General features: G+C 62.5%; 16 protein-coding genes and 2 pseudogenes. 9 read left to right on the top strand and 9 right to left on the bottom strand.

What is annotated here, in order from left to right; translation table 11 throughout:
• Nucleotide 1: 1 nt before the first annotated feature.
• The 3 genes from NKI17_RS13390 to NKI17_RS13380 all read right to left on the bottom strand — a co-directional run bounded on the left by NKI17_RS13390 (nt 2) and on the right by NKI17_RS13380 (nt 3,201).
• The gene (locus tag NKI17_RS13390) at nt 2-334 is read right to left on the bottom strand and encodes an ArsR/SmtB family transcription factor (RefSeq protein ID WP_352457336.1); all 333 of its coding nucleotides are present in this window, start codon (nt 332-334) and stop codon (nt 2-4) included.
• A gap of 99 nt (nt 335-433) precedes the next feature.
• Nucleotides 434-2,443, bottom strand: a complete 2,010-nt coding sequence (locus tag NKI17_RS13385; RefSeq protein ID WP_352906099.1) for a tetratricopeptide repeat protein — start codon at nt 2,441-2,443, stop codon at nt 434-436.
• 134 nt (nt 2,444-2,577) lie between these two features.
• Nucleotides 2,578-3,201, bottom strand: a complete 624-nt coding sequence (locus NKI17_RS13380) for an NAD(P)H-dependent oxidoreductase (protein ID WP_352906098.1) — start codon at nt 3,199-3,201, stop codon at nt 2,578-2,580.
• 264 nt (nt 3,202-3,465) lie between these two features.
• Between NKI17_RS13380 and NKI17_RS13375 the strand changes: the two genes are divergently transcribed.
• Complete coding sequence (locus NKI17_RS13375) at nt 3,466-4,209, top strand: SDR family oxidoreductase (RefSeq protein WP_352569160.1); 744 nt, start codon at nt 3,466-3,468, stop codon at nt 4,207-4,209.
• A gap of 46 nt (nt 4,210-4,255) precedes the next feature.
• On the opposite strand, the gene NKI17_RS13370 is transcribed toward NKI17_RS13375, so the two are convergent.
• The gene (locus tag NKI17_RS13370) at nt 4,256-4,846 is read right to left on the bottom strand and encodes a DUF922 domain-containing Zn-dependent protease (RefSeq protein ID WP_352906096.1); all 591 of its coding nucleotides are present in this window, start codon (nt 4,844-4,846) and stop codon (nt 4,256-4,258) included.
• Between the two features lie 115 nt (nt 4,847-4,961).
• Here NKI17_RS13370 and NKI17_RS13365 point away from each other — a divergent pair, with 115 nt between their 5' ends.
• Nucleotides 4,962-5,726: a pseudouridine synthase gene (locus NKI17_RS13365; RefSeq protein ID WP_352906094.1), complete on the top strand. Its 765-nt coding sequence runs from the start codon at nt 4,962-4,964 to the stop codon at nt 5,724-5,726.
• Nucleotides 5,727-5,880: 154 nt separating this feature from the next.
• Here the strand turns inward: NKI17_RS13365 and NKI17_RS13360 are convergent, their stop codons facing one another.
• Genes NKI17_RS13360 through NKI17_RS13350 form a run of 3 tightly spaced genes read right to left on the bottom strand, consistent with a single transcriptional unit; the run spans nt 5,881 to nt 8,438 of the window.
• Complete coding sequence (locus tag NKI17_RS13360; RefSeq protein ID WP_156937484.1) at nt 5,881-6,600, bottom strand: hypothetical protein; 720 nt, start codon at nt 6,598-6,600, stop codon at nt 5,881-5,883.
• 10 nt (nt 6,601-6,610) lie between these two features.
• Entirely contained in the window at nt 6,611-7,939 is a 1,329-nt protein-coding gene (locus NKI17_RS13355; protein ID WP_023680353.1) for a tetratricopeptide repeat protein, read from the bottom strand.
• Nucleotides 7,929-8,438 carry a hypothetical protein gene (locus NKI17_RS13350; protein ID WP_245274855.1) on the bottom strand — a complete coding sequence of 170 codons (510 nt, stop codon included), beginning with the start codon at nt 8,436-8,438 and terminating at the stop codon, nt 7,929-7,931. Before NKI17_RS13350 ends, NKI17_RS13355 begins: the two co-directional genes overlap by 11 nt.
• 220 nt (nt 8,439-8,658) lie before the next feature.
• Between NKI17_RS13350 and NKI17_RS13345 the strand changes: the two are divergent.
• The 4 genes and pseudogenes from NKI17_RS13345 to NKI17_RS13330 all read left to right on the top strand — a co-directional run.
• Nucleotides 8,659-8,934: pseudogene (locus NKI17_RS13345) on the top strand (pseudouridine synthase domain-containing protein); the annotation flags it as partial.
• Nucleotides 8,935-9,090: 156 nt separating this feature from the next.
• Nucleotides 9,091-9,438, top strand: coding sequence for an antitoxin Xre/MbcA/ParS toxin-binding domain-containing protein (locus NKI17_RS13340; protein WP_023680350.1), 348 nt, complete (start codon nt 9,091-9,093; stop codon nt 9,436-9,438).
• Between the two features lie 93 nt (nt 9,439-9,531).
• The gene (locus NKI17_RS13335; protein ID WP_352906174.1) at nt 9,532-10,080 is read left to right on the top strand and encodes an RES family NAD+ phosphorylase; all 549 of its coding nucleotides are present in this window, start codon (nt 9,532-9,534) and stop codon (nt 10,078-10,080) included.
• A gap of 23 nt (nt 10,081-10,103) precedes the next feature.
• The gene (locus NKI17_RS13330; protein WP_352579469.1) at nt 10,104-10,385 is read left to right on the top strand and encodes a hypothetical protein; all 282 of its coding nucleotides are present in this window, start codon (nt 10,104-10,106) and stop codon (nt 10,383-10,385) included.
• Between the two features lie 100 nt (nt 10,386-10,485).
• Here the strand turns inward: NKI17_RS13330 and NKI17_RS13325 are convergent.
• Nucleotides 10,486-10,575 (bottom strand): annotated as a pseudogene (locus NKI17_RS13325) (HAD family hydrolase); the annotation flags it as partial.
• An 88-nt stretch (nt 10,576-10,663) separates the two neighbouring features.
• Here NKI17_RS13325 and NKI17_RS13320 point away from each other — a divergent pair.
• A complete protein-coding gene (locus tag NKI17_RS13320) occupies nt 10,664-12,055 on the top strand; it encodes an NfeD family protein (RefSeq protein ID WP_352906092.1) in 1,392 nt (463 codons plus the stop codon).
• Nucleotides 12,052-12,822, top strand: a complete 771-nt coding sequence (locus tag NKI17_RS13315; RefSeq protein WP_023680344.1) for a slipin family protein — start codon at nt 12,052-12,054, stop codon at nt 12,820-12,822. The genes NKI17_RS13320 and NKI17_RS13315 overlap by 4 nt, the downstream gene beginning before the upstream one ends.
• Nucleotides 12,823-12,995: 173 nt before the next feature.
• Here the strand turns inward: NKI17_RS13315 and NKI17_RS13310 are convergent, their stop codons facing one another.
• Nucleotides 12,996-13,925 (bottom strand): LysR family transcriptional regulator, encoded by a 930-nt coding sequence (locus NKI17_RS13310; RefSeq protein WP_352645489.1) that lies wholly within the window; start codon nt 13,923-13,925, stop codon nt 12,996-12,998.
• Between the two features lie 105 nt (nt 13,926-14,030).
• Between NKI17_RS13310 and NKI17_RS13305 the strand changes: the two genes are divergently transcribed.
• Nucleotides 14,031-15,041: a zinc-dependent alcohol dehydrogenase family protein gene (locus NKI17_RS13305; protein WP_352636049.1), complete on the top strand. Its 1,011-nt coding sequence runs from the start codon at nt 14,031-14,033 to the stop codon at nt 15,039-15,041.
• Nucleotides 15,042-15,218: the final 177 nt, after the last annotated feature.

Raw genomic sequence — 15,218 nt, 5'->3', positions numbered from 1 at the left:
GCTAGCAGTTGCAGGTCACAGCCTGGATGACAGGCTGGCAAAGTTCCGGCGCGCCATTGCAGCAATCCTCCATGAGGTAGGCCAGCAGATCGCGAAACCTGGTCATGTCGGCGAAGTAGCGCACGCTGCGGCCCTCTCGTTCGGTCCGCACCAGGCCGGCATGCGACAGGATCTTGAGATGGGCCGACATCGTATTCGGGAACGCGGCGAGCCGTGAGGCGATCTCGCCCGCAGCCACGCCCTCGGCGCCGGCCCGCACCAAAAGGCGAAAAACGTCCAGCCGGGTCTCCTGGCCGAGCGCGGCAAGTGCCGAAAGGGCGAGCGTCTTATCCATGTTTCCAGATTTCCAGAAATGGGGAATAGAGTCAACGCGCGAAGACTGTGTTGAGCAACGAAATCTCACCGAAGGCGGGGAAGTCCGTAGCGGCGGCAGCTAAGGCGACAGCTCGCGCAGGGCTGCGTTGGCGGCAACAAATTCGTAGGAGTTTTTGGGGCAATCGCTGGCGGCGAGCCGATAGAGCCGCAAAGCTTCATCGCTGTGCCCCTGCAGTCGGCTCAGCTCGGCGCTGAACATATTTGTCTCGCACAGGTTTCCGCGTTTCTTTATCGCATCAGGGTCGTCGGCTTCTGCAATTGTCGCGGCGAGAGTCTGCTCGCCAAGCAGCATTCGAACAGCCGGCGCCGGCCATCGCGTCATGTCGAGCTTCTTGGTCGCTTCCTGCAAATGCCCTGCTGCGCCATTGCGACGCTCGGCAAAATCGAGCCAGATCGCAACATACGCATCCTCTGGTTTGACTGTGGCGGCTTGCGCGAAATCGGCTTGGGCTTTCTCCATCGCACCGGAGTAGAAATGGACGATACCCCGGCCCAAATAGGCGTAGACAATCGTCGGATCGAGGCTGATTGCCTGGTCGTAATCTGCCGTTGCACGTACGTATTCGCCTTTTATTGACCAGACGAGACCTCTGCTGAGATAAGCATGGGCATATTTCGGATCGAGCCCAATTGCTTTGCCATAGTCCTCGAGGGCGCGGTCGTATTCGCCATTCTTGTCCCATATCCAGCCGCGCTTCCTGTAGGCACTGGCGTGTTTCGGGTCGAGCAGGATTGCCTGATCGAAGTCGGCAATCGCGCGGTCGTCATCGCCTTTGTGTGCCCAAGCCGTACCTCGATCGTCGTAAGCATTGGGGTCTTTCGAATCGAGGCCGATCGCCTGGTCAAAGTCGGCGATGGCGCGGTCATAGTCGCCTTTGTCAGCCCAAACGTTGCCTCTGTTGTAGAAGGCACTGGCGCGTTCCGGATCGAGACTGATCGCCTGGTCGGCGTCGGCGATGGCGCGGTCGTAGTCGCCCTTATATTTCCAGGCCCGGCTTCGATTGCCATAGGCACTGGCGTCTTTCGGGTCGAGGCTTATCGCTTGGTCGTAGTCGGCGATCGCACGATTGTAATCGCCTTTGATTGTCCAAGTCAGGCCTCTATCGAGGTAGGCACGGGCGTTCTTCGGATTGAGGCTGATTTCCTGATCGTAGTCGGCAATGGCGTAATCAGAATCGCCTCTGAGTGACCAGGCCATGCCTCGATGATGATGGACTCCGGCGACATTCGGATCGAGGCTGATCGCCTGTCCGAAATCGGAAATGGCATGGTCATAGTCGCCCTTGAGTAGCCAGGCCATGCCCCGATTGTCGTAGGCGCTGGCTTCCTTCGGATCGAGGCTGATCGCCTGGTCATAATCGGCGATGGCACGGTCGTAGTCCCGCTTCCTTTTCCACACGAGACCTCGGTTGTTATAAGTTCGGCCATCGCGGGGATCGAGGCTGATCGCTTGGCCGAAATCGGCGATAGCGCGGTCGTTGTCGCCCTTGCGTGCCCAGGCCAGGCCCCGGTCGCCATAAGCTCCGGCATTCCGGGGCTCGAGGCTGATGGCCTGATCGTAGTCGACAATAGCTCGGTCGTTGTCGCCTTTGTCGAGCCAGGCAGAGCCTCGGATGCGGTATGCATCGCTCTTCGGGTCGAGGCTGATCGCCTGGTCGAAATCGGCGATAGCGCGATCAGCGTCGCTCTTGAGTGCCCAGGTGATGCCTCGGTAGTAATAAGCACTGGCATCTTCCGGATCGAGGCTGATCGCCTTATCGAAATCGGCAATGGCGCGATCATAATCATTCTGCCTCGCCCAGGCGACGCCGCGCTTGAAATAGGCCGTCAAACGGCTGCTGGCGGGCTCCGTCACATCCTCTATCATGAGTGTACAAGCGGCAATTCGCCGAGCCGTGTCGGCCTCGTCGTCCCCGACACAATCGCTGCTGGCAGCCAAAGCTGGGCCGCTCAGGGCAAACAAGACCACGAGCCCACGCAGCAGCGACCGACAAAAAGACCTATGCCATTTTCGAATCATCGGCTCACGGATCATGTCGTTTATTTGCATCGCAGTGCGCTTGATCAAGAAGGCCTTGATCTTTGCAACCCAACACTGCAACCATTCTTGGGTCAAGGTGAGACTTGATTTTTTTGACCTTTGCCAAACCGACGCCCGCCCGCGACATTCGGCGGAGACAGCGGCGGCTCGCCTGGTCCAAATCAGCCAAGCACTGTGGCGGCGACCGCATCAGCGCGACCAAGGCCGGCAACCGCTTTTCTGACCCGCTGCAGATGCGCCTGGCGTCCGGCGGCCGAGACGCTGTCCATCCGGTAGAGCGCCAGGAATTTGGTCCGGCACAGCGGATGGCAGACGGAGCGGAAGCCGCGCAGCAGGGTCCGCCGGCCGGGCTGTCCCATGATCCACGACATCAGCGGCGTGGCGCCACATGTGGTCATTGCCATCACCCGGCGTATGTGCCGCAATTTGGGCCGCGGGCCGCGTCGTTCCGTCGGCATCTCGAAAGCGAAGCCCGGCACCAGCACACGCTCCAGCCAGCCTTTCAGCATCGCCGGAAGGCCATACCACCAGGTCGGATAGATGAAGACGACCGCCTCCGCCCAGAGCAGCTCCTGCGCATGTTCGTGCACCGGTTGCAGGTTCGCCGCCTTGTCGTGGTAACCGCGCCATTCCCGCGTGCGCATGACTGGATCGAAGCCGGTCGCATAAAGGTCGAGCAGGTGGACCTGATGGCCGCTTTCGGCAAGCGTCTCCAGCACCGTGTCGCGCACGGCGCCGTTGAAGCTGTCGGTGCAGGGATGGCAATAAACGACGAGGACCTTCATCTTGCGCTCGGTCGCGAGAGTGCATGCAAGCGCGTCGCATGCAAACAAGCCACCCGCAGACGTAGTCGATCAGCTGTTTTCATGTGAAGTCCCGCAGCCCCGGTATCAAGACGCAACAGCTCCGGTCGCGTCAAGGCCCGTTCGTGCGCAGACGTGGGCTTGCTGGGGCCAAAACCTAACAGTGGATTCGGTTTTCGATCAGCATTGTTCCAGAAAGCCTGCGCCCTAGCTTCACGGCGTGTCCAAAGCGTCAGGAGAGAAAACATGCACGCAGGAAAACTGAGCGGCAAGATCGCCTTGGTGACGGGCGCCTCTTCCGGCATCGGCGAGGCCACCGCCTTGGCGCTGGCGGCCGAGGGCGCCACGCTGGTGATTGCCGCGCGGCGCGCCGAGCGCCTGGACGACCTGGCGAGGCGGATCCGTGAAACCGGCAGCGCGGCACTGCCGATTGCCGTCGACGTCACCGACGAAACGCAAGCCACGGCGATGGTCGAGCGGGTCCAGCAGGAGTACGGCCGGCTCGACATGCTGCTTGCGGTTGCCGGCGTCGGCGTCGCCGCGCCGTTCCGCAACACGACGCCGGAAGAATACCGCCGGATGGTCGACGTCAACATCCTGGGCCTGCTTTATCCGATCCATGCAGCACTGCCGTCGATGCAGCGGCAAGGCGCCGGCCACATCGTCGTGGTCTCGTCCGGCACCGGCCGTTACATCCACCCTTCGGTGGTCTATTCCGGCACCAAGCACGCGGTGAGCGCGATGGCGGAATCGCTGCGTCGCGAGATCGGCAAAGATGGCATCCGCGTCACCTGCATCGAGCCCGGCGCCGTCAAGACCGAGTTCACCCAGAATATGCGCGCCGATGTGCGCCAGGCGGTCGAGCAAAGGCTGGGCGACATGGAGCAGCTGGAAAGCGAGGACATCGCCGCCGCCATCCTTTATGCGGTGAGCCAGCCGCCACGGGTCAACGTCAACATCCTGACGCTCTATCCGACCGAGCAGGCGTGAGGGCCGCAAAGGTGGTACCCTGCGCCGCCCCCGCAGCCCTGCAGCATCATCCGCCGATCATCAGCGTGAACACAAGCTGCCGCAACTTGCCGCCCGGGCCGAATTCGACCCGGTCGAAATCGCGGCTCGCCTGCCGTTGTGCCTGCGAGATTCCGGCGAGCCGTCTCGTCACTTCGATCCTGATCTTGCTGCAGCCACGGTCATCGGCGACGGTCAGGCCGATGGTGGCCGCCTCGATCTTGTGCACCATGTCGACGATGCTGGCGCCGTGCACCTTCTCGTGGGCGGCAAGGCCGGCTGCGAAAATCTCCCAGTTCTTCTGGATTGCGCCCGGCAGCCGCGCGGCCGGCCTCGGTAAGGTGTAGGTGATGATCAGCTTCGGCTGCGCCGACACCAGCACGCAGGCGTCGCCTTGCGGCTGGTAGTCCCTCACCCAGGTCAGCTTGAAATTGGTATGCGCGATGACGCGGCGTTCGCCGAGCAGCGGCCCGCGCCCGCCGATCGAGGCGTAGAGCTCCGGCCCGGATTGCCCTGAGATGGCATAGGTCTCGACCTTCTCGACCGCCTGCCAGCCGGCATGCGCCGGCGATGTCGGCAGGAAGGCGAGCAGCAGGCAAAGGCGAATGGCTGTTTTCATGCAAGTCCTCGCAGCCGCTGCGCACGACGCAAACGATATGCAGTTCCCTTCCGTGGACATAGCCGGCGGCCGGCTATAGTGGGATGCTCGTATACAAGAATCCACAGGCAACATCATGTCGCCGCGACCGAACATTGCCCGGCAACGCCCTGCCCCCGGGGCCCAGCCTCCCGGCGTCAGCCTCTGTCGCGCGCTGTCGAAGCTTGGCCTGTGCTCGCGCAAGCAGGCCGAGCTTCTGGTTGCCGAGGGGCGCGTGCGGGTTGCCGGCAAGATCGTGCGCAACGGCTCGATGCGCGTCGATCCCGGCCGCGACCGCATCGAGGTCGACGGCCGCCGCGTCGCCGCCGAGCGCAAGGTCTATCTGATGCTCAACAAGCCGCGCGGGCTGGTCACCACTCGCGACGACCCGCAGGACCGCGGCACCGTCTATGATTGCCTGGCAGGGCTCGACCTGCCTTTCGTCTCGCCGGTCGGCCGCCTCGACAAGGCCAGCGAAGGCCTGCTGTTGATCACTAACGACACGCGCTTCGCGCAGCGCCTGCTCGATCCCGCCTCGCATGTCGCCAAGACCTATCACGTGCAGATCGGCGCGCTGCCCGACGAGGCCATGCTGGCGCGGTTGCGCGCCGGCGCGACAGTCGACGGCGAATTGCTGACGGCCCGCTCGATCGAATTGCTGCGCGGCGGCACCAGCACCGCCTGGCTGGAGATCGTGCTCGACGAGGGCCGCAACCGCCATATCCGCCGGCTGCTCGCCGCCCACGATGTCGAGGTGCTGCGCCTGGTGCGGGTGGCGATCGGCCAATTGCAGCTCGGGGAGCTTGCCAAAGGCAAGGCACGCCATCTGAGCGCGGAAGAGCTGGCGATGCTTCAGGCCTAGCCGGCTGGCGGCGACTCGATAGTCAGGCAGCTGCCAGTCGAAGCCCACGTGACGCAGCAAGCAGCGCGGGCGGACAAGAGTCGCTTTCGACTCCTGACGGATATTCCTGACCGACCGCTCACACGGGTTCGACCGATATCAATGTCTATCGGTATTACATTCCGTCAGCACACCACAGATCGCAGCCGGCGGCGTTGATTTCCTGCATAAAAATCTTGAGCGATTCTTGGGCAGGCATGGGAAGCTGGCCAACCAACGGGACAAACAAATCGATCAGGGCCTGGCGATGGTCTGGAGAGATGCTCTGCGCGAGATAGGGACCATCTGCTCTCAGCGATTCAACAAGAACTATCTTGTTTCCCTCCTTCAGAGCCGGGTCAGCCAGAAAAATCGAGGCGCCACGAAACATTTTCTCTATGCCTCCTCGAGCTTTGGCTCCGTTGGGGCGCAACATTTCGGCAGCGTTAGGTTGGTGCGCTAGGAAATCATTGAAAGCTATCTGCGAAGCGGCAGCAGCCCGAATCAAAAGCGCGAATGTCTGCGTAGCTTCATCCTGCAGAGGCAATGAGCTATTTTGGCTATAGAGCGCGAGTAGCGACCGACTTCTGTCCATTACGAAAGACAGTGCTACCAGGTCGCCCTCATCGTATGGCGGCGAACCTATCAAAGCCCCGCCGTCCCAAATCTTGTGCAGTAGATCCCGGTCCGTTGGATCTTCAAGATTTGGCAATTTGCCTTCAATCCGGCGCTGCTGCAAAAGTTCATCCAACTTGGCGAACAAATCCTTCGCATAAGCCGAGCCTGTTGGTGGAACATGGGCGTGAGCCCATGTCGAAAATAGGATGGCAAAAATCGACCACACCAAACGTTTCACGGCCGTTCCTTTACTTGACTACCTTCAGAGGGCGACGGCGTTGTGCAATCAAGGCCAAGCGATAATCGATATTGTCAATCGGAGCGCCACACTCCTTTGCTTCGAGCAGAAATTTGCGAGCCTCCTCGAACCGCAGCAAGCGCTTCTCATACAGAACCGCCAACGCCAACCGATGGCACCAGTCTGCTGGCTCCATTTCAATTGCGTGCAGCAAGGCCTTTTCTGACTCGTCGTACCGGTCTGTCAATTCGCGAAGAAAAATACCGTATTGATTATAGGTCCAAGCTGAAACACCCGAGAGTCCGAACACCTTGTCGAACGCCTTTTGAGCCTCTATGGGCGCGTCTGTTTCGAACGCCATCAGAGCGGCCAGATTCTCCCACACCTTAACATAGTCCGGCTTGAGTTTGATCGCGCGCTGATACGCCTTTTTGGCGTCGGCGAAACGGGCCAGATGATGATGATAAACAAAGCCGAGATTGAACCACGACCATGCGTGCTCCGGATCGATTTCAACGCACCGCAGCGCAAGTTTCTCAGCTTCATGGTAGCGGGCGAACCGGCGACGGAGCAGGCCCGACAACTTCCCTGTCGCCCAGCGGTAGCGTGGATCGATTTCTATTGCCCGGCGATAGGCCTTTTCAGCCGACAAATAGTTGCCGATTTCATCGAGCATTAGCCCAAACGATGCCCAGGCGACGCAGGCATCTTCTGTGGTTGCATCGAGGCGGCATTGCTTGAATGACTGATAGGTGGATTCCGCGATCTCCCACGCCGAGTTCCCAAGGCGGTGTGTGTCGGCAACGCAATCCCAGATGATCGCGTTGCGCGGGTGCGCGGCTATTCCCCGTTGCAAGGCGGCCAAAGCCAGCTGCGGCGTTTCCATTTTGTCGCGCAGGAACAAGGCAAGCAGGATATAGTCCCGCCCGGTGTGCACCTCGCCCTCTGCGCGCGTAACGTTCTCGGCACATAAGTCAGGGAGATTGAGCTTCTTGAACTGCTGAGCGAAGAAAAGGCTCGTCTGCGCGCTACGGTGCGTATCGATTTTCCACCGCTCGTAGAAGGCATGGACGCTCGCTTCGCTCAAAGCCATAGTCGGCCCTTCGGCAACTCCGCAAAACCAGACAAAATTGTCGACAAATCGCCAAAGCTGTTCCCTGTCGGATACAGCATCAATTGCCCGCAAGAGAACCGACACCGCGGTGTCCAGGCTGCTTTCCTCGGCCTCCAGTTCGACAAGCCCTGTCCAGGGATCGAGGTTAGCGGGATCACGCTCTATCTTCGCAACCAACGTCTCGCGCGATTCAAATTGAAATGTAAGGGGTTCATCAGTTGTCATTGTCGGAAGAAGCCTTGGCTTTGCCGCACTGGGCCAGCACCTTGCCGATGGCGGCGGATGAGCCGGCAAGCGGAAAGCTGTTCTCGCCATATTTGCCCGAGGCGACCGTGACCTCGCCCTTGGAGCGCAGCAGGGCCAACAGCGGGTCGGTGCTGCTCAATTCCACGGTGAAGGTGTTGTACATTTCTTCGAGTTGAAGCGTCTTGGTCACCGCCTTGCCGCCGGCCTTGAACGCGAACGAAGCGATGCCGGGTTCCAGTTGCGGACCGCTGTCGCCCAAATCATAGCTCAGCGTCGGCTTGCCGAAACAGGCCAGCGTCAGCTGGGCGCCGCCATTCGATCCGCCGCAGACCGACGCCATCAGCACTTTGCCGCCCTCCTCTTCCTCCAGTTTCGCCGTCCAGCCGCACGGCGCGGCAAACGCCGGCTGCGCCGCTTGCAGGACGACCTGAGCGGCGACGCAACCCGCCACGACGAATTTCGCCAATCCGCTTCGCATGATCTTCCCCTCCCAAGTCATCGAACCATCGTCAGCCACGTGGCATCAAGGACTATACAAAACAAATTGTCCCGTGGCATTACCGGCGACCCTAGGGCGCTGTACCAATTCAGGCGATTGATTTTCGATCGAGTGGAAGCGCAAGGATGCGCGGCCGGCAGGAATGTGCACTGCTTCATCGCCGCGAGGCGTCATGGACTTCGGCGAAATCGAGCCCATGGCCATGCTGGCGCGGTTGCGCGCCGGGGCGACCGTCGACGGCGAATTGCTGGCGGCCCGCTCGATCGAGCTGCTGCGCGGCGGCACCAGCACCGCCTGGCTGGAAATCGTGCTCGACGAGGGCCGCAACCGCCATATCCGCCGGCTGCTCGGCGCCCACGATATCGAGGTGCTGCGCCTGGTGCGGATCGCGATCGGATATCTGCGGCTCGGCGACCTTGCCAAAGGCAAGGCACGCCATCTGAGCGCGGAAGAGCTGGCGCTGCTTCAGGCCTGAGCGACCAGGCACTGGAGGCCCCTCGAACCGAAGCGGCAATTGACATTTGCACCTCCGTTTCATATTTTCCATTTGTGAAACCGAAATGCGCCGATGCAGTCAAAGTGTCAGGCTGACACCCATGCGCGAAGTGGCTCGGCAGCCGGAGAGAAAAGCATGAGCACGGCGTTGCGGGCGGTTCCCAGGTTCCTGGACGAATTGGGCACGTTTGGCGGTCTCAAGGGAACCGATATTGCAAATATCACCGACGTGTCCAAGGCCACGGTTTCGAGGTGGAAGGCCGGCGACATCAAGCCTCAGCCGCGCAGCGAGCTCATTCTATCGGACCTGCACTATATCGTCGGCCGACTGCAGGAATTCTACGAGCCAAGCGATATCCGCACCTGGCTTTACGCTCGCCACCCGCAGTTGAACGGCGAAAGAGCAATCGATCTCATTCACGACGACCGTGCTCTCGACGTGCTCAAAGTCATCGATCGGCTTGAGAACGAGGTCTTTCTCTAGTTGGCGATCGCCGGGCGGAAACGACGCGATAGCCGGCTCATCGACGCTATCGAGGCAATAGTTCCGGTCGAATACTCCGGAACGGTTTGGCGTGTGGTGCGCCAGGGCCGCAGCCCGATCCAGTGCTCGAACTCCGGCGGCCGTTGGGACGATGGGACGTTCGACGTGCTCTACACCTCGCAAGAGCGCGAAGGTGCCTTGAGCGAGATGAGATTCCACCTGACGCGGGGGCAGCCAGTGATCCCTTCGCGCGTCAGATACAATCTCTTCGAGATCGATCTTGCTTTGGACCGGACGCTCAGACTGCTCGACCTGGCAGCCTTGCAGACCCTTGGCCTCGACACCGCGCGCTACGGGCAGCTTTCGTATCAGGAAAAGCACGCCGAATATCCGAGGGCGCAAGACATCGGCGAGGCCGCGCATTTCCTCGATTATGACGGCCTGATCGTGCCCAGCGCGCGATATGATTGCCTGAACGTCGTCGCGTTTTGTGATCGGCTGCCGGCCGGAGCGATGACGATCAGAACCGATCACGGGGAAATTGCCTGGGCAGCGGCGGCCCCGCTGCCATCCATCCCCCGCACGGGTGATGCGGCCAACGGAAGTGGCGCGCTAACATTGCCTCCAAGTGCAGAGGTCTAACGCGCAAGGGAGGATCCATGCGTATGCTCCGACTGATACCGACGCTGCTGGCGCTGCTGGCCGTCTTGCCATTGAACGCTGAAGCGACCACGAAGAAGTACCCTAAGGGCCACGGCACGAATTGCGCCGAGAAGGACCAGGCGTGCCAGAAGAAATGCCAGGCTGTGCCGATCGACTACAACAGCGTCAAATCCATCCAGGGGCGCAACGAATGTCTGAATAATTGCACCATCGGCTACGATCAGTGTCTCGGGGCACCCGCCCGAATCCAGGAACAGACAATCCAGGAGGACGCCGCGCAATAGAAGCCCGCCAGAGATGGCTCCAATGCGCAAAACATAGGTGTGATCGAATGACGGCGACAGCCCGCCGGTCGCCTTCATGTGCGGCCGCCGACATCGTCGGCATGTCGTCGGAATCTTCATAGACGCGAAACGCGCCCGATTGGCGGAGCTCCTCGGTGCCGTAGCCGCCGCTGAGCAGGCCGACATTCAGCAGGACCGTGCGATGCGTCACCCGCCGCGCGCCGCGTCATGGATTTCGGCAAAATCCAGCCCATATTCCTAGATGTGGAGCTTTGAGCGTGAAACTCGCGCGTGCGGTCCTGCTTGCCGCGGCTTTCGTGGCTGTTGCGGCCGTTTGTCCCTCTTCCGCAACCGGAGAGGCGGACGGCCGGGAGAAAATTGTGCTGCGCGTCGAGATAGACGGCGCCATCGGTCCGGCGAGTGCCAGGCAGCTCGAGGAAGCGCTGGCGGTGGCCGCGGACCGAAATGCCCAGGCTCTCATCCTGCAGATGGACACGCCCGGCGGGCTGGTCACCAGCATGCGCGAGATGATCGCCGGCATTCTCGCCTCGCCGGTTCCCGTCATCGGCTATGTCGCACCCGCCGGCGGGCACGCAGCGAGCGCCGGAACCTACATCCTCTACGCCACCCATCTGGCGGCGATGGCGCCCGGCACCAATCTGGGCGCGGCAACGCCGATCGAGATGGGCGGGCCGCTGCCATCGTTTCCCGGCGGCAAGAACGATGGCCCCGAGGCGGACAAGGACAAGAAGAACGCACCCGCGGGCGATGCGATGATCGCCAAGGCGACGAACGATGCCGTTGCCCTGATCCGCAGCCTGGCTGAATTGCGCGGGCGCAATGCCGAATGGGGAGAAAAGGCCGTGCGCGAGGCGGCCAGCCTGTCGGCCGGCGCGGCGCTGCAGCAGCATGTCATCGATTTCGTCGCCCGCGACACCACCGAACTGCTTCAACTGGCCGACGGCCGGACCGTCGAGATCGCCGGCAAGAAAGAGGCATTGGCGACGAAAGGGCTGCCGGTCGAAACGCTCGAGCCAGGCTGGCTCATCCAGCTTCTCGCCGTCATCACGGACCCAAACATCGCCGTCATCCTGATGCTGGTCGGCGTCTATGGCCTCGTCTTCGAATTCACGAGCCCGGGCGCGGTCGCGCCCGGCGTGATCGGCACGATTTGCCTTCTGCTCGGCCTCTATGCGCTCAATCTCCTGCCGATCAGCTATGCCGGCCTTGCCTTGATGCTGCTTGGCATCATCTTCCTGGTCGTCGAAGCCTTGAACCCGACTGTGGTCCTTGGGCTGGGAGGCGTGGCTGCGTTTCTGCTGGGCGCAGCCATGCTGCTCAGGATCGAGGGGCCCGGCTTCGAGATGTCGTGGGCCGTTATCGGCACCGCCGCCGTCCTGACGCTCGGCCTGGCGCTGCTGACCGGCAGCTATCTGTGGGCGGCCCGCAAGAACGTTCCGCGTGTTGGCGCACAGGCCATGCAGGGGCTGCCGGCGGAGGTCCTCGACTGGCAGGGCAGCGAGGGCCACGTGCTCGCCCGGGGCGAGCGCTGGCGGGCAAAAGCCGACGAACCGCTTGCAGTGGGCGACAGCGTCGAGGTGGCCGATGTCAGGGATCTTGTGCTGACGATACGGCGCCGCAATGTGAGAAGCGATGGAGCAAGGCAATGATCATCGGTTATGTGGCCTATCTGGCAGCAGCGCTCGTCGTGGTCATGTTCCTATCCGCGGCCATTCGCATCCTGCGGGAATATGAGCGCGGCGTGGTCTTCACGCTCGGCCGCTTCACCGGGGTCAAGGGCCCCGGCCTTATCATCCTCATCCCCTTCGTGCAGCAGATGGTGAAGGTCGACCTGCGAGTGGTGGTCCAGGACGTCCCGCCGCAGGACGTGATCTCGCGCGACAACGTCTCGGTGAAGGTCAACGCGGTGCTGTATTTTCGTATCGTCGACGCCGAGCGGGCGGTGATCCAGGTTGAAGACTTCATGACCGCCACCAACCAGCTGGCACAGACCACGTTGCGCTCGGTGCTCGGCAAGCATGAGCTCGATGAAATGCTGGCCGAACGTGACAAGCTCAACAGCGATATCCAGGAGATTCTCGACCAGCGCACCGATGCCTGGGGCATCAAGGTCTCCGATGTCGAGATCAAGCATGTCGACCTCAACGAGAACATGGTCCGCGCCATCGCCAAGCAGGCCGAGGCGGAACGGCTGCGGCGTGCGAAAGTGATCAATGCCGACGGCGAACAGCAGGCGGCGGCAAAGCTCGTCGAGGCCGGCAAGATGCTGGCCGAAGCACCGCAGGCCATGCAGCTACGCTATTTCGAGGCTCTCCATGACATCGCCGGTGAGCGCTCGTCGACGGTCGTGTTTCCGGTGCCGATGGATCTGCTCGGTCATTTCATTAAGCAGGGTGGTGGAGGCGGAGGCGGCTGAGCGCGTAATCTCCCCCCTCGAGGGGGAGATGGCCGCGAAGCGGCCAGAGGGGGTCGTCTCACATAGATCGCCGACGCCTTCCTCCACGAGAGATGGCGCTGACGCTCCACGCGCCGCGACCCCCTCTGTCGCCTTCGGCGACATCTCCCCCTCGAGGGGGGAGATCAGCACCCTCACCTCCGCCACGGCGGGACCGGCGCAAAGCGTTTGCCGATCCAGTCGGCGAAGGCACGTGTCTTGGCGGCTTGCCCCTTGGCCGAAGGCATGACGACATAGACCGCGCCTTCATCGGCGAGTGTCCAGTCCTCCAGCACTGGCACCAGCCGGCCGTCGGCGAGTTCGCGTCCGACCAGCCAATCCGTGCTCATCATCAGTCCGACGCCTTGCACGGCGGCTTCGACCAGCACCTCGGCGTCGTCGGTGACCAGCGGCCCGGAGACCTCGATACTGACGCGCCGGCCCGAACTGTCGGTCATCTCCCAGGCCGGAAAGGTCTGGAAACCCGAGAAGCCCAGGCAGCTGTGTTCCAGCAGCGCCTCCGGCGCAGTCGGCGTGCCCAGGCGGGCGAGGTAGGACGGCGCGGCGCACAGCAGCCGCCGCCGTGTCGCGACCTTGCGCGCCACCAGCCGCGAATCCTCCAGTGCGCCGAGACGGACGGCGACATCGAAATTCTCGGCGACGAGATCGACGAAGCGGTTGGAGAACTCGGCCTCGATACGAACGTCGGGAAATTCGGCGAGAAACTGGGGCAGCAGCGGGCCGATCCACATGCGCCCGAACGAGCCGGGCAGCGCCAGCCGCAGCACGCCGCGCGGCCCGCCGCCGGCATGCGCCGACGCGACAGCCTCGGCCTCGTCGACCGCAGCCAGGATGGTGCGGACGCGGACGAGAAATTCCGAACCCGCCTCGGTCAGCGACACGCTTCGTGTCGTCCGGTGCAGCAGGCGCACGCCCAACCGCTCTTCCAGCGAGGCAAGGCGCCGCGACAGGATCGTCGCGTCGCGGCCGATGCGAGCAGCCGCCTTGGTGAAGGAGCGTGCTTCGGCGATTGCCGCGAAGGCGGCCATTTCGACCAATGCTGCCGGTTCGTGCGATTGCTGCATCAGGCGCAGAGCTCAAATGTAAAAGCCAAGGATTATATACCAATAGCGCAGCAGCTAGTTTCACTCAATCCCGGCCCGTCAATCGGCCATCAACCGGAGTGAGACATGAAAGCGATCGAACTGACTGCCCCGAGACTGGACGCGTTTCGCGCGGCCACCGTTCCCACGCCTGAACCGCAGCGCGGCGAAGTGCTGATCCGCCTGCGCGCCGCAAGCCTCAATTTTGTCGATGTCGCGATAGCGAGCGGCAACTATCCAGGTCCGAGCTTTCCGCTCATTCCCGTCGTCGACGGCGCCGGCGAGATCGTCGGCATTGGCGAGGGCGTGTCGAGGCTCGCCATCAACGACCGCGTCATCGCCCATGCAAAACCGCGCTGGATCGGCGGCCGTCCGCGGCCTTATGAGACCAGAGAGATGCGCGGGCTGACGCTGCCCGGCTCGCTCGCCGAATATGTCGCGCTGCCGGCCAATGCCGTCGTGCCGATGCCGGCGCATCTGTCCTTCGAAGCGGCAGCGACGCTGCCGATCGCCGGCACCACCGCGTGGAATGCGCTTCGCGCCGCCGATGCCGGGCCGGGGTCGGTCGTCGTCCTGCTCGGTACCGGCGGTGTCTCGATCCTGACCCTGCAGCTGGCCAAGGCAGCCGGCGCCACGGTCATCATCACCTCGTCGTCGGACGAAAAGCTGGCCCGCGCCAAGGCTTTGGGTGCCGATCACCTCATCAACTACCGCGAAACAACGGACTGGGACGCCAAGGTGCTCGAATTGACCGACGGGCTCGGCGCCGACCTGATCGTCGAAACCGGCGGCGCGGCGACCTTCGCCCGCTCTATCAATGCCGCGGCGCCCGGCGGCACGGTGTTCGCCATCGGCTTCGTCACCGGCGCCGAGGCCACCACGAACCTGCTGCCGATCATCATCAAGGCACTCAAGGTTGTGGGCAACAACACCGGTTCAGTATCCGACCTGCGCGACGCGGCGCGCGCAATCGGCGCCGCCCGTATCGATCCGGTCATCGACACGGTCTACGGCCAGCACCAGGCGACCGAGGCCTACGCCCACATGGCGGCCGGCGGCCGGCATTTCGGCAAGCTCGCGTTCAGTCTGTCGTGGTGAGCCTGAAAAAGGAGCGGCGTTGAAGCTGCCGATCTCCCCCCTCGTGGGGGAGATGTCCGGCAGGACAGAGGGGGGCGCTCTCCCTCCAGCCTATCAGGCAATAGCAGTTCGCGCACCGACGTGAGGTTCTCAGCTCATCAAGTTGAACTGAACGCCGGCGATCCTTCACGCCCCCCT

The sequence above is a fragment of the Mesorhizobium sp. M0816 genome (assembly GCF_040320005.1).
GTDB lineage: Bacteria > Pseudomonadota > Alphaproteobacteria > Rhizobiales > Rhizobiaceae > Mesorhizobium.
Note: the sequence above shows the minus strand (reverse complement) of the source record. Positions and strands in the feature narration are given on the sequence as shown.

Bases quoted from the DNA above. Each gene is read 5' to 3' on its own strand.
- NKI17_RS13390 (WP_352457336.1), bottom strand. From the start codon at position 334: ATGGATAAGACGCTCGCCCTTTCGGCACTTGCCGCGCTCGGCCAGGAG.
- NKI17_RS13380 (WP_352906098.1), bottom strand. From the start codon at position 3,201: ATGAAGGTCCTCGTCGTTTATTGCCATCCCTGCACCGACAGCTTCAAC.
- NKI17_RS13375 (WP_352569160.1), top strand. From the start codon at position 3,466: ATGCACGCAGGAAAACTGAGCGGCAAGATCGCCTTGGTGACGGGCGCC.
- NKI17_RS13370 (WP_352906096.1), bottom strand. From the start codon at position 4,846: ATGAAAACAGCCATTCGCCTTTGCCTGCTGCTCGCCTTCCTGCCGACA.
- NKI17_RS13365 (WP_352906094.1), top strand. From the start codon at position 4,962: ATGTCGCCGCGACCGAACATTGCCCGGCAACGCCCTGCCCCCGGGGCC.
- NKI17_RS13355 (WP_023680353.1), bottom strand. From the start codon at position 7,939: ATGACAACTGATGAACCCCTTACATTTCAATTTGAATCGCGCGAGACG.
- NKI17_RS13350 (WP_245274855.1), bottom strand. From the start codon at position 8,438: ATGCGAAGCGGATTGGCGAAATTCGTCGTGGCGGGTTGCGTCGCCGCT.
- NKI17_RS13340 (WP_023680350.1), top strand. From the start codon at position 9,091: ATGAGCACGGCGTTGCGGGCGGTTCCCAGGTTCCTGGACGAATTGGGC.
- NKI17_RS13330 (WP_352579469.1), top strand. From the start codon at position 10,104: ATGCTCCGACTGATACCGACGCTGCTGGCGCTGCTGGCCGTCTTGCCA.
- NKI17_RS13315 (WP_023680344.1), top strand. From the start codon at position 12,052: ATGATCATCGGTTATGTGGCCTATCTGGCAGCAGCGCTCGTCGTGGTC.
- NKI17_RS13310 (WP_352645489.1), bottom strand. From the start codon at position 13,925: ATGCAGCAATCGCACGAACCGGCAGCATTGGTCGAAATGGCCGCCTTC.
- NKI17_RS13305 (WP_352636049.1), top strand. From the start codon at position 14,031: ATGAAAGCGATCGAACTGACTGCCCCGAGACTGGACGCGTTTCGCGCG.